Source organism: Metabacillus sp. Hm71, assembly GCF_051842955.2.
In the GTDB taxonomy this organism is placed as follows: Bacteria; Bacillota; Bacilli; order Bacillales; family Bacillaceae; genus Metabacillus.
The window spans coordinates 1864888-1888378 of sequence record NZ_CM200278.1 but is presented as its reverse complement, the minus strand read 5'-3'; the positions used below and the strand labels follow the sequence as shown (position 1 = coordinate 1888378).

Sequence of the window (23491 nt, the reverse complement as noted above, 5' to 3'; positions counted from 1 at the left end):
ATGCTAAAAAGCATCCCTATTCGTATTATTTGTTATACCACTTCGTGTAAATGCCTGCGAATCTCAGCAGCTGTTTTCGTTGGGTTATCCATCGCAAACACGACATACCGATATTTCGAATGACCTTCAAGTGTGATAATGACCACTGGTTCTTTACGTTCAAACGAAAGAAAATACCATTCATCTCCATAATTAAAGCTGCCTTCATAAATATTCAATGGAGCAATGGAGGTTCCTGGCGCTCTAATCATCCATTTAGGAGCTTCAAAATCACTTACTAAAACCTCTTTAATTGTTGAATATGGCATGGTTACTTTCCTTCTGATAGCGAAAAATCTTGTTATTCCTGTCAGTTTTAATGTTAGCTCTTGTTGACCAAAATAGATTTCTCTTCCCACCATTTCCCTCCTCTCATTTTCCATCTATATCAAGAGTAGTTCTTTTAATTGTACAGCTAGAATAATAAATAATATTTGAAGGCTTTACTACATCTGGGGTGCTTCCATCCCCATAAGGGCCCATTCTTCTTTTGAAGGACCGTATAGACCCGGTACATTTAATCCTGCTTGCCTCATGAGAACTGTCATTTGTCCGCGATGATGTGTTTGATGCTGAAGCAAAAACAATAACAGTGTTCCTTTTGTCATTTTCATTTGTCCATAAAAGTCAATAACATCATTCAAACTTTCATCCATCCATTGCGTTTTGATGGCTTCGACAAATGCGGCACTTGCTTGTTGATAGCTTTCCGCTATATATGATGCGGAACTTGGTACCGGAAAGTCCTTTGCAGGGGCTTCAAATGTTAAATCAGACTGAGATGATATAATTTTAATCGCTGAAACCGTGTGCCAGGCAAGCCGGCCTAATTCCCAGTTATCCGGAGTTATTTGTTGTTTTAGTGAATCATCTGTAAGGTTATTTAATACCTTCTGAGTCTGTGCAGCTTCATAATCCCATGATTGCAGAAATCGCTCTTTCGTTTGGAACATTTTAATCATCCTCCTTTATTTTCAATCATTAATCTATTCTTTAATCGCTTCCTATTTCCTTCCAAATAGGAAACATTTACTTCGCTGAAATGATAACTCTGCTATCCTGCAATTTTACCTTTATCAATAAACTCAGTCCTAAAAAAAGAAAAAGCCCTGCAGCTAGCAGGACTTCTTACCAGCAGTACCGGACTTCTGTTATGTAGATAAGAAAGGTTATTTTGTCCATAAAGATCCGGTAAGTCTCGCTTTATTATTCATCCTCTGGTTGACTTCCTTCTTTTTTTCTAAAGTAGTTTAGGAAGTTCGTTTTATCTTCAAGCTCTCTTTCTAAGTAGCCGAGATAAGCAAATAGTAAGCTTATATCTTTTGATAATTCCCCATCCTGATGGATATATTTCTCTCGAATTTTCTTTACTTCTCTTTTGACAATCCATCTATCATCTTTGTCATCTTTTTCAACAATATCAAAATACTCAACCTGTGTGTCAGGAATCAGCTCAATCCCCATAAACCGTTTCGCCGCATTTTTATTAATCATATACACAAATTTTTCCGATTCCAGCTCTGATAGTGCATCCGGATGTATTTTAATTGATTTTGGAATTACATCCTGATTGACAATAAACTCTTTTAATTGATCGACAACCTTCATTTCCTTGCCCCCATTCAATAGATCGATTCAACATTACTTATAGTACAACCTATTCAATAGGAACAGAAAAAAGTACCTTGCTATGTTCTTATTCTTTTTATAAAAAGCACTTATTAATTGGCTGTTTCGTAAGCTTTGTTGCCATATACTCAGTAGTAAGAAGCGTTCCGAATTCTATCTACTTTTTCAATGTTGAATGTGGGCACTGACTTTTAGCTGCCCTTAAAGATCGAACTGCTTCCATACTTGTTCATACACTTTTTTTAAAGGAACATTATGAAGCTTTGCAATTTGTTTACAATCTTCATATTCTGGTGCGCGTTGGATAACTTGTCCGTTAAAGATACCTTCTTTAACTGTCACCGTTCCCCATTTTGTTGGTACTTTTCTAAATATTCGTTCTACCCGGTGAACTGTTAAAGGGTAATAACGGATACCAAGTGTTGTTGTTTCCTTAAACAGAATTTCTTTCATTATGTTTATCTTTTCACGGGAACAGAGTAACTGCAGTAAAATTCCCGGTCTATTTTTTTTCATATAAATAGGTGTATAAAATACATCATTTGCACCGGATTCAAATAACAAATCCATGACATAGCCAAGCCATTCTCCTGGAGTATCATCAAGATTTACTTCCATTTTTATCATTTGATCATCAATATGTTCATCATTTGGAGGAGGTTGTGAAACCATCTTGCAAACACCTCTCATTCTGTATAGTAGGAAAAAGCCATTATCAGTATGGTGACAATGGCCGACTTCCTTTTATTACTCTTCACCAATAATGACACGAAGCACATTTGGCCGGTCTTTAAACGTTTTTGTTCCTGCACCGTATCCAATTGAGTTTACCTTTATTGAAGGAAGAGTACAAAATTCTTCTGCAAGTACTGCTGCAATTGCGGCACCTGTTGGTGTTGTTAGCTCAAAATTTACCTCACTTTGTGCAATTGGAATTCCCTTTAACATTTCTAATGTCGCAGGCGCTGGAACTGGATAAATTCCATGATCAATATGGATTTTTCCTGTGCCAACCGGAATAGAAGATGATTTCACCTTTTGAATTCCGAATTGATGAATTAAGATGGCCGTTCCAACGATGTCAATAATCGAATCAACTGCCCCTACCTCATGAAAATGTACATTTTCTAATGGCAAGCCATGAATATGACCTTCCGCCTCACCAATCTTCTTAAAGATTTGTAATGCTGTCTCTTTTACCTCATTCGATAATCCTGATGACTCAATCATTTTTACAATATCACGGTATGAACGGTGGTGATGATCATGTCCATGATGGTGGTCATGGCCGTGATGGTGATCATGCTCATGATGGTCGTCATGACCATGATGGTGGTCATGTCCATGATGGTGGTCATGGTCATGTTGGTGGTCATGGTCATGTTGGTGGTGATGGTCATGAGCTTGGTGTAGGTTCTCATCTGTTAACAACACATCAAATTTCGTGCTTGTAATGCCGTTCTTAACAATTTTCTTCCAATGCAACTCATATTCATCTTCAATGTTTAACTTCTTTAATTCCTCTACTAATACATTGGGATCTGCACCGGCATCAATGAGAGCACCAATAACCATGTCCCCACTTATTCCTGAAAAGCAATCAAAATATAGTACCTTCATTTTTCAATAGCCCCTTTTTGCGCTAATTGGTATATTAATACAGCGTTATATGCAGCTCCAAAACCATTATCAATATTAACGACACTAATACCAGATGCACATGAATTTAACATCGTTAACAATGCAGACAGTCCATTGAAATTTGCACCGTAGCCAACACTTGTCGGAACAGCTAAGACGGGATGGGAAACCAGTCCGCCGACAACGCTTGGCAGGGCACCTTCCATTCCTGCTACTACAACAGAAACAGTGGCTTGTTGGATTTCTTCAATATGATCAAAGAGTCGATGAATTCCAGCAACACCTACGTCGTAAAATCGGCGAACCTCACATCCCAAAGCTTCCGCTGTAACAGCTGCTTCCTCGGCAACCCTTAAATCAGAAGTTCCAGCACAAACAATTGCTATATAGCCGTTTGTTGATTTTTTAAGCTTACCCATTTTCCTCCAATAGAGAATTTGTGCTGTTTCCTTATAAATAAAATCTGGATATTCACTTATAATAAATTCAGCCTTATCTTTTGAAATACGTGTGACTAGCACATCATGTTCTTTTGATCTTATCGCTTTAATAATAGAAAGAATCTGTTGTACTGTTTTCCCTTCCCCGTAGATCACTTCTGGGAACCCTTGACGGTTTTTTCGGTGATGATCAACCTTCGCAAAGCCTAAATTTTCATAAGTAGCTAATTGCTCCTTTGCTTCAGCAACACTTAATGTACCGTTTTGGACTTGCTTTAATATCTCTTCCATCATATTTACCACTCACCTTAATAACTAAAGATCTTCCTTTATACCGTTTAACCAATTAAAAGTATTTCGCAATATCTCTAGATAAATTCTCATATTTTGAATAAAGTGCTGTATAAATTTCATGGTTCTTCATATTTGGACGAATAGGCTCTCCCATTGGTATATTCTTTTTAATTTCCTCAAAAGAATTGACCTTTCCTATTCCGATTAGTGCTGTCCATGCAGCTCCCCAGGCTGCACTATGATGACTTTCTGAAATGTAAACTTCTTTTCCAAACATATCCGCTAACATTTGCAACCATAATGGAGATCTGGACAATCCGCCATTCACATAAATTTTTTCCGGTTTACCAGCTAATTCTTCTAACGCTTGTCCAATTTGATATAGATTAAAGGTAATACCCTCTAACACAGCACGAACAAAATGTTCTTTTTTATGGGTAATAGTCATCCCATAAAAATTTCCTTTTGCCTCTTGATTCCATAAAGGTGCCCTTTCACCATTTATATAAGGGAGAAAAAGCATTCCTTCGGCACCGGGTGCAACATCTTCCGCAATGGCCGTGAATTCATCGAAACTGCCTTGATCGTTCAGGAGTTCTTTCAACCATTGCAAGGCAATACCGCCATTATTTGTCGGCCCCCCTATGATGGAAAAATCTTCAGTAAATGCATAGCAAAAGGTTTCATGTCTGTCAGTAATTTGAAAGCCTTTTGTAAATTGTCTAATGGCACCACTAGTTCCAGCAGTTATTGCAACTTCACCTGGAGAAATAGCGCCAATTCCTAGATTAGCAAATTGACCGTCAGCTGCCCCAATTACAAATGGCATTTCATTTGAAATTCCCATTTTTTCAGCAACATCTTCTTTTATCCTTGTTAATAGCTCTGTTGGCGGCACAACTTTTGAAAGCTGTCCTTTTTTTATTCCTGCAAGAGCGATGATTTCCTCATCCCATTGAAATGTTTTTGCGTTAAATAAGCCTGTTGCCGCTGCCATTGAATAATCGATTACTCTTTGATCAAACCATTTTAAAAGGATGAATTCCTTTATAGATAAGAAAAATGTTGCTTTTAAATAAGGATCATACTCTGTTTCTTTCATCCATAATAACTTTGATAATGGAGACATAGGATGATTTGGCAACCCAGTTTTTGAGTAGATTTCGATTCCATTTGTATCCTTTAATTTTTCTGCTTGTTCACTGCTTCTCCCATCAGACCAAATAAGCGCCTGTGATAATGGTTCCCCATTTTCATCCACACAAATAAGTGAGTGCATGGCGGAAGAAAACCCAATCGCTAAAGCTTCACTTTTCTGTATATTTGCTTGCTCTAATGCATCTCTAACAGCTTGGACAGCCTTTTGTTCAATTTCAGCTGGATTTTGCTCCACCCATCCCCTTTTCGGGTAATAAGTTGTGATTGGTATATCTGCTTCTGAAATTACTTTTCCATTTAACTGAAAAACAACAGCTTTAACACTCGTTGTTCCTAAATCTAGCCCAATAACATATTCTTGTGACACGATTTCATCTTCCTTTTCAAATAAGTATTCATAACAGCAAACGTTTACACAGAAAAAGCCTTGGAGAAATCCCAAAGCCTTTTCTATTAAGAAAGAACCTTATTCATACTACCACTCTTATATCCTATTAAATCTAACGTGATATATTTATATCCGTACTTTGTAAGTTCTTTAGAAATGGATTCATGATTTTCTAATACGATTTTCATATCATTTGGTTCTACTTCAATTCTCGCGATCTCTTGGTGGGTTCTGACACGAACTTGCCGAATTTGAAGTGATTTTATATAAGCTTCTGCTTTTTCCACTTTAGACAGCTTTTCAATGGTAATTTTCTCACCGTAAGCAATTCGTGAAGATAAACAAGCAAAGGAAGGCTTATTCCATGTTGGCAAATCAAATTCACGGGACAACTCCCTAATTTCAGCTTTAAATAAATTGGCTTCTTGAAGTGGTCCGCGAATCCCCTTCTCCTTAGCCGCCTTCATTCCAGGCCGAAATTCATTTAGGTCATCAGCAATGACGCCGTATACCACATTTTTGAATCCTTCTTTTTCCATCAAAGGCAGTAAATGCTCGAACAAGCTGCTTTTACAAAAGTAACAGCGATTTTTATCGTTCTCTGTATAGCCTGGAATTGCCAATTCAGATGTTTCAATCACTTGATGATTGACCCCAATCCTTCTGGCTAATTCTTTTGCCTCTTGAAGCTCACTGGAGGGGTATGTTTCAGAATCGGCGGTAACTGCTAATACTCGGCTTTTTCCAAGGGTATCTACTGCCGCTTTTAATAAGAAAGTACTATCCACCCCGCCAGAAAATGCAACAACAACCGAGTCCATTTCTTGGAGAATCGACACTAGTTTTTGATATTTCTCATGTATCATGGTCTTCTCCTTTCTTACATCTATTATTGTCATTACTCATCGTTTATACATCCATATTCAATTCGATAGAATCAGATCGTCATACTGCCAAAACCGCCGTCAACACGGATGAGAGCCCCGGTTACAAAGCTTGAAGCCTTTTCTGAAGACAGCCAAACAGCTGCTCCTTGTAGTTCATCCGGGCTGCCGAAACGTTTCATCGGTGTATGGTTCATAATCGATTCAATTCTTTCTTCACTTAAGATTTTTCGGTTTTGTTCCGCTGGGAAAAAGCCAGGAATAATTGCATTAACCCGAATACCATGTGGAGCTAATTCACGTGCTAAATACTGTGTCATGCTATTCACTCCAGCTTTTGATACGGAATACGTAAATACTTTTGATAGAGGAGTTGTTGAAGAAACAGACGATATATTAATTATACTGCCTTTTCTTTCCTGCTCAATCATTTTCTTTGAGAAAATTTGGCAGGAGACCATCATTCCTTTTAAGTTTACATCCATGATGTCATCCCATTCATCCTCACCTAGCTCAAAAAAAGGTGTGGTACTGTTTTTACCAGGTGCATTTAAGAGAATATCAAATCCTCCTGACCACTTTTCAATTTGGTCAGCAGCATTCTCTAATGATTCCCTTTTGCTGACATCAGCTTGAAACGCTTTTGCTGTTCCTCCTGCTTCTTCAATTTCCTGAACAACTTGAATTGCTTTTTCAAGATTTCGGCCGACGATAGCTATTTTTGCCCCGTGAGCAGCCATCCCTTTTGCAATGGATGATCCTAATACACTATTTCCTCCGATGGCCACAGCTGTTTTTCCAGTTAAATCAAATAAGCTACTCAAATTTTATTCCCCTCTTTCTTCTTTAATTCAAATATTCAGACAGACTGATCAAATTCAAAATAAATTCCCATTTTCATCAAATGATAGATCATATAGGTCTGAGACTTGCTCCAATTCCGGATGTTTTGCAATATGATCAAGCAAGCTTTCAGACACTTCAATTTCCGCTATATCTAATGTATTTTTAATACGCACCATTTTAACCTTCGTAAAATCTAAAATATTGCAGGTTTTAATTGCAGCTTTTATGGCATCCCGATCATTCGCTAAGGTTGTTGCAATTTTAGTTGGTGCACATACAGTCGACGTTAAACCGTTTGCATAGGTAACTTCCCTGTCCATCTTGTCAACAAGGCGTTGTGTCGTAAAATCGGCTGTTCCCACACCATTTGCATTACCTTCTGATTGGGGAGTGAGATCAAGAACGATCATTTTATTGACATCTGGACCGCCTTTAGCATATGGGGTTGGGTACCGTCCGGTAATATTTGGATCCATGCCGTCACCACTTATGTTTTTGCCAATTTCATCGATCACAAGCACATCAAGCTGATCAAAGAAAAGCTTAGGCAATAATTGTTTTGCTAGTGCTTGCAGGCCAGGTTCTTTTTCTTCAATTTCTTCTGCCGCAAGGACTTCAATTTCTGCCACTTTATCAAATGCATTTTCAAGGGTTGCAACTCCAAATAAAATCGGTGTTTTTTCCATCATCATTTTTGCCATTGCTGGTACATTTTCAGCCATATATTTAAAGCCTAATTGATGTGTTGCTTCAGCACCTTTTTGTTTGCCTAAACCAATGCTGATCATCTTCATGATCCCGCTTTCAACAGGTCCGCGAAATGCAGTATGAGGCTTAATTCGATTAATGACAATGATTCCATCTGCCTGAGAAGCATATTTATCAATATAAACCGGTAGTCCATTCGGTAATTCTCCTAGCTTAATCACTTCCATGGATGAGCGAATTTCAGCCTTCACGCTTTCTTCTGTTACCCCGAGATGTGCTAATACTTCACGCTGTCCTTCAGCTGTAGCTCCACCATGGCTTCCCATACTAGGCACAATAAACGGCACAGCACCTAAATCTTTTAAGAATTGCACTGTTATTGCGGTGATTTCAACAAGGCGATCGATACCACGGCTGCCAACAGCAATAGCAATTTCCATACCTGGCTTCACCTTTTGTTTGATTACATCTCGCTCCAATTTTTCTTTTAATGCTTGTTCAAGATTTTCAATTTTCGTATTATCAAAATGCTGTTTAACTTTTGCCATCTTTGGTATTGGAATATCCTTTAATAAATCTTGAATAATGCCCATTTATTATGCCCTCCAATTCTTTCTTCCTTAACGCTCAGTAAAATACTTTTTCGCATTCGTAAATCCTATATTTTGAATCATTTTTTCAAGAATTGATTCGTCATTTGGTACTTTACCACTTTCTACCCATTCTCCAATTATATTGCATACGATTCTTCTAAAATAATCATGGCGTACATAGGAAAGCAGGCTGCGAGAATCCGTTGTCATTCCAATAAAATGACTAAGAATTCCTAAGTTTGCTAAATCCGTCATTTGTTTAACCATTCCATCCAATTGATCATTGAACCACCAACCAGAACCAAATTGAACTTTTCCCGGAATGCCTTCCTCAAAGAAATTGCCAATCATTGTTCCTATTACGTAGTTGTCTCGTGGATTTAAGTTATATAAGACGGTTCTTGGGAGAGATCTACTGCTATCTAAAGCATCTAGGAAGCGTGATAAGCCTTCAGCCAAGAGGGCATCCCCAATTGAATCAAAACCGCCATCAGCTCCGATTAAGTTTTGCATGTGGGTGTTATTATTTCTTAATGCACCCATATGCAATTGCATAACCCATTGCTTTTTGGCATACAACTTTCCTAATTCAACCAAAAGAAGTGAGCGATAACCAATAATCTCATCATTTGTTAGTTCTTCCCCTTTTAAACGTTTGACGAAGATTTTTTCTGCATCTTCATTTGTTATTTCTCTAAAAATCATTTTTGGAATATCATGATCTGAAGCACGACAGCCAAGCTCTGTAAAATAATCAACTCGCTGGCGTAAGGCTTCGAGTAATGTATTAAAAGAATTGATCGTGATATTTGACACTTGTTCAAGGTCTTTAATCCAATTTAAAAATGTTGACTTTTCTATAAAAAGAGCGCCATCTGGACGGAAGGTTGGGGCAACCTCGACAGTAAATGTTGGATCATTTTTGATTAATTGATGGTATTCAAGGGTAGATGTTGGATCATCTGTCGTTCCAACAAATTGAACATTTGATTTTTCTATAAATCGTCGCGGCTTGAAATCTGGTGTACTCAATTTTTCATTACATTCTTCCCATATTTCACGAGCTGTTTCTGAGGACAGTAATTTATCAATTCCAAAAAACATTTTCAGTTCCATATGTGTCCAATGATATAAAGGGTTTCCAAATAAATGCGGAACTGTTTCTGCCCATGCTTCAAATTTTTCCCAATCACTGGAATCTCCTGTTATGAACGCTTCACTAACTCCATGAAGCCTCATGGCGCGCCATTTATAGTGATCTCCTGCAAGCCATAGCTGTGTCATGTTTTCAAATGATTTGTTTTCATATATTTCTTGGGGACTTAAATGACAATGATAGTCGTAAATCGGTAAATCTTTCATTACGTTATGGTAAAGCTTTTCTGCAGTTGAATTCGTTAATAAAAAATCATCATTTAAAAACGTTTTCATCTTTATCCTCCAAACCCTAGTATGCTTCTAGAAATTTCACATTTGTAATTTCTCACAATATTTATTTTTTATGTTATACTTTATTAATTAGTTTACAAAACAAATTAATATGTTACTTGTAGAATATCATTTCTACTATTACTCGTCAATATTTTGACTATCATTCCTCTCCATCAAATAATGATTGATTTTCATGTAAAGTGGCAGAATGTATAATAATTTATTGTTGTAGTTCTTAATTTTTATCTCTATATATTAGAAGGGTGATTTATATGGCAATTGGTGATGCAGCTTATATAAAAAAAATTAATAGAAGTTTAATTATAAGTAAAATAATTGAAGAAGGATTGATTTCTAGAGCAGATTTATCAAAAATCACAAAATTAACAAGAGCGACGATTTCAGTTCAAGTAGCTGATTTATTAGATGAGGAATTAATTGTTGAATCTCAGCAAGAACATAATCATGTTGGAAGAAAGCCCATCATGCTTTCTCTCAACCGAAAAGCTGGATATGCATTAGGAATCGACTTAGACTATAAACAAATTACATTTACCCTATCTGACTTAGGCGGAACCCCTGTAAATACTGATGTAATTGAGTTAAAAAACTCAAATTATGAGGAGATACTTGAATTAATAGTAGATCATATAAAAAAATATGATGATCAATGTTCAGATAGTCGTTATGGACTTGTAGGTGTCGTTATCGGAATTCATGGTATTATCTCAAAAAATGAAATCATCAATTTTATTCCACAGCACAAATGGAAAAACAAGAACTTAAAAGAAGATCTAGAAAAAGAACTCAACATAAACATTCATATTGAAAACAATGCAAACTTATGCTCATTTGCAGAGAGAGTATATAAACATCACCAAAGCGGGAATTTGATAAGTCTAAGTATGTACTCTGGTATTGGATTAGGGGTTTTAATTAATGGAGAGCTCCTTAAAGGATATCATGGTTATGCTGGTGAAATGGGCCATATGATTATTGTTCCTAACGGCAAACCATGTAATTGCGGAAATTTAGGTTGTTGGGAATTATATGCTTCAGAAGCTAGCTTTTTTACACAATTAGATGAATTGCATCAACAGAAAAATCTAACATATCAAGATCTGCAGAAGCTTATTAAAGATAAAGATCAATTAACCTGTGATCTTTTAGAGCAATACATTAAATATTTGGCAATTGGATTAAATAATATTATTAATTTATTAAATCCAGAAACACTCGTTCTAAATTGTGAATTACTAAAACTTTATCCAAATGCGATTCATAAAATTAAAGCCAATCTGACTTCTTCCGTAAGCTACTATAAAGAATTATTCATTTCTGATCTAGGTAAACAAGCGGCAGTAATGGGTGCCTGTGCATTTGCCATTAAGGAATTTTTAGAAGTTCCGGAAATAAGTTTAGCCATTGAAAGTTAAAACTAAAAACCCCTACTCTTATTTTGAAGTGACCCCTAAAAGTTAGACACGGTTATTTCATTAGGCAACTTGGGTAAAATGAGTTCGGTATTGCACCGGACTCATTTTTAATTTTGCCTTTATTCGCTTTGTATTGTAGTAATCGATGTATTTTTCTAATTCTATTTTAAAATGCTCTACACTCTCAAATTCTCTTATGTAGAGGAACTCAGATTTCATAATTCCAAAGAAGTTCTCCATAACAGAGTTGTCGTAACAGTTTCCTTTACGAGACATACTTTGGACTATCCCTCTGGATTCAAGTGCGTGACGATATTTCTTCATTTGATAATGCCAGCCTTGATCGGAATGCAGAAGTAGCTGGTGGATATCAGGTAAACGTTCGAAAGCCTTCTCCAACATATTTGAAACAAGAGAATAGGTTGGTCTAGAACCAATTGTGTACGTGATTATCTCCCCATTAAATAAATCTAAGACAGGCGAAAAATAAAGTTTCTCACCGAATATCTTAAATTCTGTAATGTCTGTTACCCACTTTTCATTTGGGGTATTTGCCGTAAAATGGCGGTCTAAAATATTTGGCGCTATTTTACCGACCGAACCTTTATAAGATTTGTATTTTTTCATTCGTACGATACACTTTAACCCTAGTTCTTTCATAATCCGTTGAACCTTCTTGTGATTCACTTTTTGCCCACGATTCGCAAGTTCATCACGAATACGGCGATAGCCATAACGCCCTTCATGTTCTTCATAAATTGCCTTTATTTCCACTTTTAGATCAGCATCTGGATCTAGACGATTCATACGTTCCACTAAATCATAGTAAGTGCTACGTGGAATGCCAGCGAGTTTTACGAGTGCTTTCACCGGATATTTATGCCTTAATTCATAGACTACTTGCGCTTTGTCTTGTTTGGTGATTTTTTCTTGTTTTGAACTAAGGCATTCAACTTTTTTAAATACTCGTTTTCCATTTCAAGTTGTTTAATACGTGATTCCAGTGCCTCGACAGACCCTTCAAGTGGTGTGGATTTAGTTTGTTTTTTCGTATCTTTTTTCATGGATGGACGCCCCTTTATCTTTGATTGAAGGGCATCTAATCCTTGTGTTTCAAATTGCTTTTTCCAAACAAGTATTGTGGATGGAGCAGCTATATTAAAGATAGCCGCTGTTTCCATTATGGACGTACCGTGTTCAATCATATAATTTAGTACGTCTAGTTTAAACTGTTGGGTGTAATTTGTATATAATTTTACGAATACTTCTACACCATTGTATTCATATTGTTTGACCTATTTAAGAATTGCTTTATTATCAGTTCCCAAAGATTTAGCTAATTCATATGAACTCTCATTTCCATTTAAATAACGTTGAACTGCTTGTAATTTATCTTCTGCAGAAAATTTAGCCATAAAAAACTGCACCTCCAACTGTTAGATGGTGACTAACAATTGGGGTGCAGTTCATTTTTGAGTAAGGGTTTTTGGTTTATAAAAATTGGCTTGTAAAGATGAAATAACTATATTTCTAATTGGTAAAGTTTATTTTAATGGTATTTTCGCAGCACAAATAGGTAATGGTATAATTAATCTAATCATCAACCTTTTATTGAGGAGGAATTTAAAAAATGGATATTAATAAAAGAGCTTCAGATGCAACCAAATTAGGTAGAGCTATACAATCTGGTTCAATTAATGTTAAAGATATGGCTTCTATTGTAAACACTGCAAACAAATTTAAATCAAGTATTGTTTTACATATAGAAAACAAAATAATTGATGTAAAAAGTTTTCTTGGACTAAGTGTATCCTTAATGTCTAATTCCTCTCATTATAAATTAGAAATTCATGGTGATGACGAAGAAGAAGCAAAAAAAGAAATGAAAAGTGCTTTTAACGAATATGGAATTAATGTTGAAATTAATTAAATCTATCTCTTACGTTTAAAATGGAAAGGAGTTATTTCTCCTTTCCATTTTTCAACACTTTCAATACTACTCAATGAGGTCCTTCTTTTTTCTAGACGATTTAAATAGCCATAGAGAATTTTCCATGCCCAATGATGATACAGCTTTAACTCCTTGAGGATAGGTAATTTAACAACTGCTATTTTACACAAAAAGCCGGTCTGTAAGTTCGACCGGCCTTTCCTTCTACCAATGTGTCCCATTTGAAAGCTAAAATCAATTACCTTATCTAGCTATACTTTCTACTGGTACTTCAAAAGCATTTTTTCGATTCGGATTTCTTTCTGCTCCATTGATGAAAATCTTGCGTGTTTCAGAGGATGGGAAATACAATCTAATTTGACTATAAGGGAGATTATATTCCCCTTCTTTCGCTATTGTGACCTCGATTTTATTTTCTGTCGTTTTCATAGAAACCTGGATAGTGGAATAATGACCTTTTTCGAATTCAAATGATACGCCATCATCCTCGAACAGGCTGAAGTTGCTTTCCCCTTCCTCATTGTGAGGGAAGAACATAAACCCTCTTTCATCCTTTGATTTCGTTTCAAAGGTGATCTCAGCATCATTAATTGGAAGAATAGATCCGCCTTTTACCAATAAAGGGGTATAGTCAAGCGGAGCTGGGATTGTGACAGTTGTTCCACCCTCATACCTTTTTTCCGTATGGAAATCATACCAGCCAGCATCATGTTTTGGAAGATATACTTCACGTTCATATGTTCCTTTCTTTACAACAGAAGCAACGAGCAAACTATCTCCTAGCATAAAATCATCATTTTCCTCAAACGTATTTGGATCAGACTCAAAATCATAGAAAGTCGGCTTGATAATTGGCTCATTATCTTTATGCGCTTGAAAAAGCAATTGATAAATATACGGCGTAAACTTGTTCCTAAACTTAATGAGATTTCTGATGTATTTAATTGCTTCAGGATACATCCACGGCACGTTTACCGTCCCGTCATCATTCCAGGAATGGATGGTAAACCGAGGATAGAAAATGCCGTTTTGCACCCAGCGAATAAACAGCTCCGGTTCCGGTGCAGGACCTGAAAAACCTCCTACATCATGACCAAAATTGAAAATTCCGGATAAGCTTAGTCCAATTCCAGTACGGATATTATATTTTAAAGTTTTCCAGCTCGTACGGTTATCACCCGTCCATGTCTGCACATAACGCTGCATACCTGGACATCCTGATCTAGAAATCAGATACGGCCTCTTCTCAGGAGCAAACTCTTTTTGGGCTTCATAAGAGGCTTTCATCATAAGCAGCGGCTGCAGCGGACGAATTAAACCGATCGGTAATTCTTCCCCAAATCCATGCGCTACAGCGTGACGGTCCCAAATCTCATATTCATTATTATCATTCCAGGTAGATTCAATTCCATATGAAAGCAGCTGCTGTTGTACATTGGATTTCCACCACTCAATGGTTTTTGGATTTGTAAAGTCAACATAAGCACCTAGATCATCCCAAAATTGCGCAATTTCCGGACCTTCTTTATCTCTAGAAAGCACAAACATGTTTTCGTCCTTCAACTCTTGGAATTTAGGGTGATCCAATAATAAACATGGCTTAATATTGGCACACAGTTTCAATCCCTTTTCTTCAAAATCTGCTGCCATTTTCTTAGGGTCTGGAACCTTGGAATAATTCCAATTGAACACATATCGTTTATCCCCAATGGATGTGTATCCAGACGAAAGCTGGAAGGAGTCACAAGGAATATCATACTCTTCACAATCACGCAAAAATTGTAGAAGTTGCTCCTGAGCATTAGGGGCATCCGTATAGGTCATCGTTGATCCAGAATAGCCAATGCTCCATTTCGGAGGCAGAATGGTCTCTCCTGTCAGCCAGGCATATTTTTTAACCACATCATTTACCTTTGGTCCAAGAATCACATAGTAGTCCAGATCTCCGCACTCGGCATGATAGTACCGATAGTATCCATGATAATTGTCCATTTCAGATCCCATTTCAAAAATCGATGTCGCCAAATTATCGTAAAAAAGACCATAGGATAATTCTGTCTTTTTGTTCCTTGTAATATAAAAAGGAACATGCTTATATAGCGGATCGGTTGTTTCCGCATCATATCCCATCGGATCGACATTCATCATACGGAAACGTCTGCCGTGCTTGTCAACATTCCCTGTTTTTTCGCCAAGGCCGAAGTATTGTTCATCCAAAGAACGTTCCAGATAGTGAAAAACCCCTTCGCCTAAGCTGTTGTTGAAATTATAGCTTTGGGTTTTTCGATCATTGGCAAAAGCCGTCCATCCTGTTTCCGTTTTAGCATACCACTCAATTTTAAAACCGTTCAAATGAATAACAGCTTTCAGCTTTGAAGTCGCTACATTAATTTGTTCATCTTCAGATACCACCTCAAATTTTGGCAAAGAAAATGGCGTAAGATCGAAACGGTCTCTTCCTTCAAAGGGAATATCATCCATTCCAGGCGCGACGAGCCATGTTTTATTTAATTCCAATTTATTGTCATTCAAGAAAACGACTCGGAAGATATCTTCTTCGAGAACGTACAGCTTAACCTGGATATTTCCATCATTCAATTTAAACAACAGCCCGTGATCCATTTCGGAGCAAAATTCAAAACGATAATCGGGTTTAATCAAGAAAGGCACCTCCAGCAATAATAATTAAAAAACAGTACGAGTCATGCCAGCTACATGACTCCAAATAGTTTTGGAACAAACAGAGTAATAGCTGGAACATATGTTATGAGCAGTAAGGTAACAATTAAACCTGCCATGAAAATCAATAACGGTCTTGTTACTGCCTCTATACTGACCCCTCCAACACTACAACCGACAAACAAGCTGCTTCCTGATGGGGGACTCACAATTCCGATACAGAGGTTAAAAACCAAAACAATTCCAAAATGCACTGGATCCATACCTATTTGCGTCACAATCGGCAAAAAGATAGGGGTAAAAATCAGGATTGCCGGTGTAATATCCATAACGGTGCCGACTAATAGCAATACGACATTCATAATCAATAAAATGACGATAGGGTTGTCTGAAATGGATAATACAGCCTCACTGATTGCAGCAGGTATACCGCTATACGCCATTACCCAGGACATGATCGATGAAGCCCCGACCAGAAATAGCACAATACCTGTCATGACAACCGTTTCACCCAAAATCTTGGGAACATCAGACCACTTTAACGTTTTATAAATAATAGAAAGAATGACGGAATATAAAACAGCGACTGCAGAACCTTCTGTTGCAGTAAAGACTCCAGCCACAATGCCCCCGATAACGATCACGATAAGCAGTAGACTTGGAATGGCATCGATGATAATTTTTGTGCTCTCGGAAAAGCTGGGCCTTTGTGCAACTGGATACTTCTCTTTTTTAGCGATATAGTAGGCAATAGCCATTACCGATAGCCCCATTAGGATTCCCGGAACATAACCCGCTATAAATAATGCGGCAATCGAAGTTCCTCCGCTGACCATTGAGTAAATAATTAATGCGCCGCTCGGAGGAATCAATAGACCTGCAGGAGAAGATGCAATGTTTACAGCTGCAGAATACGCTTTGTTATACCCTTCTTTTTCCTGAAGCGGTGCCATGACACCGCCAATGGCAGCTGCCGCAGCTACAGCAGAGCCTGAAATCGATCCAAACAACATGTTCCCTACAACATTCGTATGAGCAAGGGATCCAGGAAGTCTTCCCCCCATCAACTTCGCAAGGTTGATGAGACGCAAGGCAATTCCCCCGTTATTCATAATAATTCCAGATAAAATGAAAAAGATGACGGCCAATAGGGAAAAACTATCAATTCCGGTCACCAGTTTTTGAGCTGCCGTAAAAATGGCAACGTCAAACGGTACAATCATTATAGCGGCAATAAAGGATGATATCCCAGTGGCAACAGAAATCGGTACACCCATTGCCATTAAAACAATAAAGCTTATTACCATTATTAAACCTGCTTCAATCGCACCCATGAATAACTCCTCCTTTCATCTCTACAAGATTTCTTTCTTCTTTTTCAACCAATCAGGCATATTTAATAGTTGATAAATGATAATTATCACTCCGGAAATAGGCACAATGGAATAAATTACTCCTACTGGAATCTGCAGAATCGGCGTCAATTGTGCCATAGTCGTAGTGACAATGCTTAACCCGCCTTTGATCATAACTGCCCCGGCAAAGCCAATAATGAACAAATCATTAACCATTCTAAGGGCTTTTTGATTGTTCCCTTTTAATTTATCTAATATTGCGGTAATTGCTAAATGCTGATTTGTGCCGAAAGCATAACTTGCTCCTAACATAGTGGTCCATATGAGTCCGAATCGAAGTAGCTCCTCTGTAACCGTGCTTGGATCACCCAATACATATCTACTAAAGACTTGCCAGATTGCACCGATTACCATGATTATGGTTAATACGCTCCCTACAAACATAATCAGCTTATCTAAGAAACTTCGTATGGTTTTCATAACCCTCCACTCCTTCCTTTAAATCGGTGTCGTTCACAATCGTTCTCTTACATGCTCATTATCTTGTTACTTTTGATCAAAAAGTAAAGGCCAAGCAAATGTTTTCGCCGCCTGTCATTTCCACTCTCAAGGCGGAGCTTGACCTTTTCCCATTTTATTTTAGAGCTTCAAAAGCATCGATAAGTTCTTTGATTTTTGGATCCTTCTTGCTATATTCATCTAGCATAGGCTTAAGCTTCTCAATGAATGGCGCTTTATCGACTTCAGTGAATTTGACTCCCATCTTCTTCGATTCTGTTATTGCCTCATCGATCGCTTTATTCCATAGGTCTATTTGGTATTCTGTAGAAGATTGTGCTGCGTCAGTTAGGATTTTCTGCTGTTCTTCAGATAGACTGTCCCATGTAGCAGAACTCATAACAAGAATATCCGGAATCATTGTATGTTCATTGATAGAGAACTCTTTCGCGACTTCCCCATGTTTTCCAGTTGTTAATGCGGTTTCATTGCTTTCCGCACCATCAATAACCCCCGCTTGTAATGCCGTATATACCTCTCCATACGCCATTGGTGTTGGGTTCCCACCTAATATATTCACCATTTCTATTGCTGTCGGTGAATCCTGAACACGAATCTTTAACCCCTTTAAATCATCCGGAGTTTTTATCGCCTTGTCTTTCGTATAGAAGCTTCTTGCCCCGGAATCATAATAGGTCAAGCCTACAAATCCTTGATCCTTGTTTGCAGCGTAAAGCTTTTGAACCGCTTCTGATTCCATGGATTTATAAAAATGATCCTTGCTTACGAACAAATATGGTAAGCTGAAAGCGGCATATTCAGGAGCAAAGCTCTCTAGGGCAGCTGCACTCACTTTGGTCATATCCACAGCTCCGCCTTTCAGCTGCTCTAATACCTCCTTTTCCCCTCCAAGTACACCATTAGCAAAAATTTGAACTTTCATTTGCCCATCAGAATTTTCTTCCACCTTCTTGGAGAAATCAGCAAGGGCTTTGTGAACCGGATGGTCTTCACTCATGTTATGGGCGAGCTTAAAAGTTTTCGCCTTTACATCTGTTTCGTTTCCGCCTTCATCAGCTGCATTGTTTCCAGCATTGCCACATCCAGCTAAAAGTCCAGCGATTAAAATTCCGGACGTTATAAAAGATAATAATTTTTTCATTTTGATTAACCCCCATTTTCTGCTTATTTTATTTTTCCTAAATACGAGTAATATAATCCTTCGCTTTTCTATACTTTCCCATTATAAAATCCAACTTATACTTGCATTCCAAAGAACAATTAAAAACTTTGTTCCAATTTATTCTTCAGTAGAATATGTCATCTTTGTTCCCCTTTCTATTTGAAAGCCTTTTAACAATATGACAAAAAAAGAGACCACAACAGAAAAACCTGAACAAAATAACAGGCTAATCCGTGTGATCTCCATTTCTCCGTCACATATTATTAACTTACTTATTATAATAATAGTTTTTGAAAGCGGCGTCAATTAGTTTTTTGTGAAGTAATTTTTTTAATAGTTTTCAAACATATCCCAAAGCTCTTTTTGGAATCCTTGGCCTAGCTAGGGTTTTCTATATTATAAAAAAGCAATTAAACCAAAAAACATGGCAAAACATACTCATGCTTTACCATGTTTTTTTGTATATTATGCATTAATGCTATAGTTCTAATAGATCTACTACCTCAGTACCAACAATTAGAATAATAGTGAATACTTTTATTGAAACTTCCCTTTTCTATACAAGGTCAAGCGCATCGATCATTTTTTCATCTGTTGCCAATATAAAATCAGTATGAATATATGGGGATCCAAACATATTCTGCAAATCTCTATAAGTAACATGCTTTGCTTTTACTAAAGTATCGTTTTCTTTATAAATATAAATCGTAAAATACTGAAGTAGAAACGTCAAAAACTCATCTACATTCATTCCTAATTTTTCAATATACTCACTATTAAATTCAATAAATCCAAATGCAGTTCCACTCATTTCAAATAAATCGATCATTCCTTTTAAGACGGATGCCTCATACCCTTCCACATCGACTTTAAATAAGAGCGTATCATATGACAGCTCCTCCCTGCATAAAGAATTGATCGTAATTGATTTTACTGATTCTTTTTCAATCATGTTATGGGAAGGCATATAAGAGGCAGAAGATGTCCCTGACCAATGCTTATCTACATAAAACAGTTTTTCTTCATCATCTTTATCTGATGCAAGAGCATTGATAATCTTTATTTGTGCTTTATTAGGATGAACATCTCTCGATTTGTTTATGTATTTCACTAAATGGCGATTCGCTTCAATTCCATAAATCCTTGTATTAATCGGATATGTCGTTGAAAAAATGCATTCACCATAGTTCACTCCAACATCGATAATTAAATCTGGTGCATATGCAGCTACCGCTCTCCTCCAAAATGTTGTCAGCCTTTTCTGTGTCATTCCATTGCTGATCAGCAATGCTCTGCCCCGGTTTTCCTCTGAGTTCACAAAAAGGATATGTGAAGAAGGCAATATGATTTTATTCGGAATTTTATTAATGTTTAACGTTTTGTATTTGAACAAAATCCCTAAATCAATTATTAACTTCCAAGTTTTTGGGTATTGCTCCCACATTTTCATCAGGAAAGGCTTTCGAACGGATGCTTTGGTTATCACGATGTTACCTCCTACTATTGGGCATTTAAGAAATCTATTTATTCTTAAGATTTCTTAAAAAGAAACGAAAGTCCTTTTAACAGATTTGCATTTAACAAAACGTTTACAAATACTTAATATATTTAACTTAGTATTCTGTCTATATAGTTTTTTAGCGAAAAAGTAGAGCATCAGCTTGCTCAGCTTTTTGGTTAGTTTATGATTAATCGCTTGTTTTACGATAATCAGATGGAGACCTTCCTGTTATTCGTTTAAAATTGTTGCTGAAATAGGCTAAGTCAGAATAACCAATCCGATCTGCAATCTCAGATATCCGCAGGGAAGTGAATAATAATAAGCGTTTCGCTTCCTCAATCCGCAGCTCTGTTAAATAATCAACAAACTTTTTGTTAAGCTGCTGCTTAAATAGTTGACTGAGGTAGCTTGGATTCATATGAACCCGCTCTGCTGCTTCTTTAAGGGTTATTTCATTAAGTGGTGTATTGTTTAAATAATGCAAAACCTGATCGATTGTTGAAGTTGGAAGATCTTCGTACATCATGTCCTCTCTTTTCTCCTCTTCACCTTTTCGCTTATCTAACCACTTTTCTAAACAAAGTTTTAGATCATTTTCCTCTATCGGTTTTAAAAGATAATCAGTTACTCCGCTCCGGATTGCATGTTGGACAAATTGGAATTCATCATGAACACTAATAATGATCGTATCCTGGTCTTTTTTAAATTGTCGTAATTCCTTAATAAACGTAAGTCCATCCATTACAGGCATACTAACATCTGTAAAAATCAAATCTATTTCATTTTGCTTCGTCCAATCGAGAGCCTCCAGCCCATTCTCACATTCATGTGAGATGTGAAACGGGAGATTCAATTGATTAATGGTCCATTTAAGAGTTGTACGAACCCATTTTTCATCATCTACCAGTAAGATGCTGAACATTTGACTCCTCCTCTAACTCAACAATTGGCATGCGAATCTTTACTGCTGTACCTCTTCCATTAAAGGTATCCAGCTGTATCCCATATTCTGATCCAAAAGATTTAACAATCCTTTGGTGAACATTAATAATTCCAATACTTGTTCCGCCATTTGTTATTTCTCTATGTTCAAGATTAAAAAGAATGTTACGAAGTTCTTCTTCAGAGATGCCGACACCTGTGTCCCTCACTTCAATCATGAAAGAAGATTCAGAATCTTTATAAACGATTATGGAGATCTTGATCATAGTAGAAGCTGACCGTATCCCATGCAAAAAACAGTTTTCCAAAATCGGCTGCAAAGTAAATTTGAGTACGGTTAAGTTCTTCGCCCACTGTGGTATATCACTTTCGTATTCAAAGCGATTGCCAAAACGAAATTTCTGGATTTGTAAGTACATTTCACTAAATTTTAATTCCTCTTGTAATGTAACCGTTGGTGAAGCATTTCGCAAATTATAGCGCAGCAGCTTCCCAAGTGAAGAGGACATGGTTGCAATATGTTCCTGATTTTCTTCAAGAGCCATTCCCCTTATTGTTTCCAATGAATTATATAAAAAGTGAGGATTGATTTGCGACTGTAAAACCTGCAACTCAATTTCTTTTTGTCGCAATGACATTTCCGTTTCTCTTAATTTAGCAAAATACACTTCCTCAAACAGGTCTGATAATTTTTGCACCATGTTATTAAAACCTTTAGATAATTGCCCAATTTCATCGTTTGTTTCAATTTTTACCCGTGAATCAAGCTTACCCACCTCAACCTCTTTCATAAAAAAATGAAGCCGCTTGATTGGCCTCAAAAGCCCTTTCGCAAATGCAAATCCTAATACATAGGCAACAATTAATGAAATAACAATCGTCCAAAAAATAGTTCGCCGGATCAGGATCGTCCCTTTTGTCACATCTTTATAAGGATTTGCTGTAAAAAAAGTCCATCCAAGATCGTTCGAAACCGTATACGTAACAAAATCTTTCCGATCATTTTTCAGCAGGATAGACCCGCTTGTTTCAGAGGGCAAATGAAGTAATTCTCTCAATTTTACTTTTTCACCAAGAATAGCTGAATTAGGATGATAAACATAATGACCTTTTGAATCTAGAATAAAAAAATACCCATTATTGCCTGGAGTGACCTTATCAGAAAATTCCCGTATCCTTCGAAAATTAATATCGATAATTAGCATGCCCACAGGTTGTAATGTTTTCGGGTTATATAATCGTCTAATAAGAGAGATCACTGGTTCTTCCTTATCTTTTAATGAAAGAGTCCGGCTAACGAGAATTGCTAAACCATTATGAGGAACTGAGGAATACCAATATTCATTCTTTATTTTATAAGCAGGATAATAATTTCTATTTCCTAGTAAATCAATGAACCTGGCTTGGTTATCCAGATAGACCGTAATATTTGATATATCTGGTCTTGAATAGTGTGCATCTTTTAAAACCTTATGGACCGCTTCCCTGATTTCGCCATTTTCATCCTCTTCCTGTGACTGTAATGTGCTAAACTTACTGATATCAGGCGAGTTAACAATCTTAAGACTTGTTAAATCAAAATCTCTTATATAATACTCAATCCTAGCTTCTACTTGTTCAATTACTTGCAGATTATAATGCGTTGCCTCCTCTTTCAGCTCGACGGAAGAGATATAATAAGAAATGAGGCCTACAGTAACAATTGGGAGTATAACGATAAAACTAGAGAATAGAAAAAGCTTTGTCATAAAAGAATAATTTTTATATTGTAAGCTTGTACTAAGAAAGCTAGATAACTTTTTCATCCCTCTTTTAGTTCCTCCCCTCCATCTTTAACAAACAATTAAATAAGCAAATCCAGGCCATAAAGACCTGGAGATCACCTGTTACCTATT

18 protein-coding genes and 2 pseudogenes are annotated in these 23491 nt (G+C 36.9%); 2 read left to right on the top strand and 18 right to left on the bottom strand.

Annotated elements, in window-relative coordinates; all coding sequences use genetic code 11:
* Nucleotides 1-32: 32 nt before the first annotated feature.
* The 10 genes and pseudogenes from ACSVDH_RS08865 to uxaC form a co-directional block, all read right to left on the bottom strand.
* A complete protein-coding gene (locus tag ACSVDH_RS08865; RefSeq protein WP_439253551.1) occupies nucleotides 33-398 on the bottom strand; it encodes a hypothetical protein in 366 nt (121 codons plus the stop codon).
* Between the two features lie 87 nt (nucleotides 399-485).
* On the bottom strand, nucleotides 486-992 hold the full coding sequence (locus ACSVDH_RS08860; protein ID WP_439253549.1) for a DinB family protein: 507 nt from the start codon (nucleotides 990-992) through the stop codon (nucleotides 486-488).
* Nucleotides 993-1245: 253 nt separating this feature from the next.
* Nucleotides 1246-1647: a hypothetical protein gene (locus tag ACSVDH_RS08855; protein ID WP_439253547.1), complete on the bottom strand. Its 402-nt coding sequence runs from the start codon at nucleotides 1645-1647 to the stop codon at nucleotides 1246-1248.
* 222 nt (nucleotides 1648-1869) lie between these two features.
* Nucleotides 1870-3243 (bottom strand): annotated as a pseudogene (gene larC, locus ACSVDH_RS08850) (nickel pincer cofactor biosynthesis protein LarC).
* Between the two features lie 41 nt (nucleotides 3244-3284).
* Nucleotides 3285-4043, bottom strand: a complete 759-nt coding sequence (gene larB, locus ACSVDH_RS08845; protein WP_439253546.1) for a nickel pincer cofactor biosynthesis protein LarB — start codon at nucleotides 4041-4043, stop codon at nucleotides 3285-3287.
* Between the two features lie 52 nt (nucleotides 4044-4095).
* Complete coding sequence (locus ACSVDH_RS08840; RefSeq protein ID WP_439253544.1) at nucleotides 4096-5568, bottom strand: gluconokinase; 1473 nt, start codon at nucleotides 5566-5568, stop codon at nucleotides 4096-4098.
* Between the two features lie 86 nt (nucleotides 5569-5654).
* Nucleotides 5655-6455, bottom strand: a complete 801-nt coding sequence (gene larE / locus ACSVDH_RS08835; RefSeq protein ID WP_439253543.1) for an ATP-dependent sacrificial sulfur transferase LarE — start codon at nucleotides 6453-6455, stop codon at nucleotides 5655-5657.
* Nucleotides 6456-6526: 71 nt separating this feature from the next.
* Nucleotides 6527-7297, bottom strand: a complete 771-nt coding sequence (locus ACSVDH_RS08830; protein WP_439253542.1) for an SDR family oxidoreductase — start codon at nucleotides 7295-7297, stop codon at nucleotides 6527-6529.
* A 54-nt stretch (nucleotides 7298-7351) separates the two neighbouring features.
* Entirely contained in the window at nucleotides 7352-8620 is a 1269-nt protein-coding gene (locus ACSVDH_RS08825) for a nickel pincer cofactor-dependent isomerase, group 22 (protein ID WP_439253540.1), read from the bottom strand.
* A gap of 27 nt (nucleotides 8621-8647) precedes the next feature.
* Complete coding sequence (gene uxaC / locus ACSVDH_RS08820) at nucleotides 8648-10051, bottom strand: glucuronate isomerase (RefSeq protein WP_439253538.1); 1404 nt, start codon at nucleotides 10049-10051, stop codon at nucleotides 8648-8650.
* A gap of 272 nt (nucleotides 10052-10323) precedes the next feature.
* Here uxaC and ACSVDH_RS08815 point away from each other — a divergent pair, with 272 nt between their 5' ends.
* Nucleotides 10324-11487 (top strand): ROK family protein, encoded by a 1164-nt coding sequence (locus ACSVDH_RS08815; RefSeq protein ID WP_439253537.1) that lies wholly within the window; start codon nucleotides 10324-10326, stop codon nucleotides 11485-11487.
* 60 nt (nucleotides 11488-11547) lie between these two features.
* Here the strand turns inward: ACSVDH_RS08815 and ACSVDH_RS08810 are convergent.
* Nucleotides 11548-12902 (bottom strand): annotated as a pseudogene (locus ACSVDH_RS08810) (IS3 family transposase).
* Nucleotides 12903-13117: 215 nt separating this feature from the next.
* On the opposite strand from ACSVDH_RS08810, the gene ACSVDH_RS08805 reads away from it, so the two are divergent.
* Complete coding sequence (locus ACSVDH_RS08805; RefSeq protein ID WP_439252351.1) at nucleotides 13118-13417, top strand: HPr family phosphocarrier protein; 300 nt, start codon at nucleotides 13118-13120, stop codon at nucleotides 13415-13417.
* A 264-nt stretch (nucleotides 13418-13681) separates the two neighbouring features.
* Here the strand turns inward: ACSVDH_RS08805 and ACSVDH_RS08800 are convergent, their stop codons facing one another.
* From ACSVDH_RS08800 to ACSVDH_RS08770, 7 genes are all read right to left on the bottom strand, one after another.
* Nucleotides 13682-16060, bottom strand: coding sequence for a glycoside hydrolase family 31 protein (locus tag ACSVDH_RS08800; protein WP_439252356.1), 2379 nt, complete (start codon nucleotides 16058-16060; stop codon nucleotides 13682-13684).
* 89 nt (nucleotides 16061-16149) lie between these two features.
* On the bottom strand, nucleotides 16150-17451 hold the full coding sequence (locus tag ACSVDH_RS08795; RefSeq protein ID WP_439252350.1) for a TRAP transporter large permease: 1302 nt from the start codon (nucleotides 17449-17451) through the stop codon (nucleotides 16150-16152).
* Between the two features lie 21 nt (nucleotides 17452-17472).
* On the bottom strand, nucleotides 17473-17952 hold the full coding sequence (locus ACSVDH_RS08790; protein ID WP_439252349.1) for a TRAP transporter small permease: 480 nt from the start codon (nucleotides 17950-17952) through the stop codon (nucleotides 17473-17475).
* Between the two features lie 154 nt (nucleotides 17953-18106).
* Nucleotides 18107-19132, bottom strand: coding sequence for a TRAP transporter substrate-binding protein (locus tag ACSVDH_RS08785; RefSeq protein ID WP_439252348.1), 1026 nt, complete (start codon nucleotides 19130-19132; stop codon nucleotides 18107-18109).
* Between the two features lie 577 nt (nucleotides 19133-19709).
* The gene (locus tag ACSVDH_RS08780) at nucleotides 19710-20639 is read right to left on the bottom strand and encodes an FkbM family methyltransferase (protein WP_439252347.1); all 930 of its coding nucleotides are present in this window, start codon (nucleotides 20637-20639) and stop codon (nucleotides 19710-19712) included.
* A 202-nt stretch (nucleotides 20640-20841) separates the two neighbouring features.
* Nucleotides 20842-21576 carry a response regulator transcription factor gene (locus ACSVDH_RS08775; protein ID WP_439252346.1) on the bottom strand — a complete coding sequence of 245 codons (735 nt, stop codon included), beginning with the start codon at nucleotides 21574-21576 and terminating at the stop codon, nucleotides 20842-20844.
* Nucleotides 21551-23401 carry a sensor histidine kinase gene (locus ACSVDH_RS08770; protein ID WP_439252345.1) on the bottom strand — a complete coding sequence of 617 codons (1851 nt, stop codon included), beginning with the start codon at nucleotides 23399-23401 and terminating at the stop codon, nucleotides 21551-21553. Before ACSVDH_RS08770 ends, ACSVDH_RS08775 begins: the two co-directional genes overlap by 26 nt.
* Nucleotides 23402-23491 lie beyond the last annotated feature (90 nt).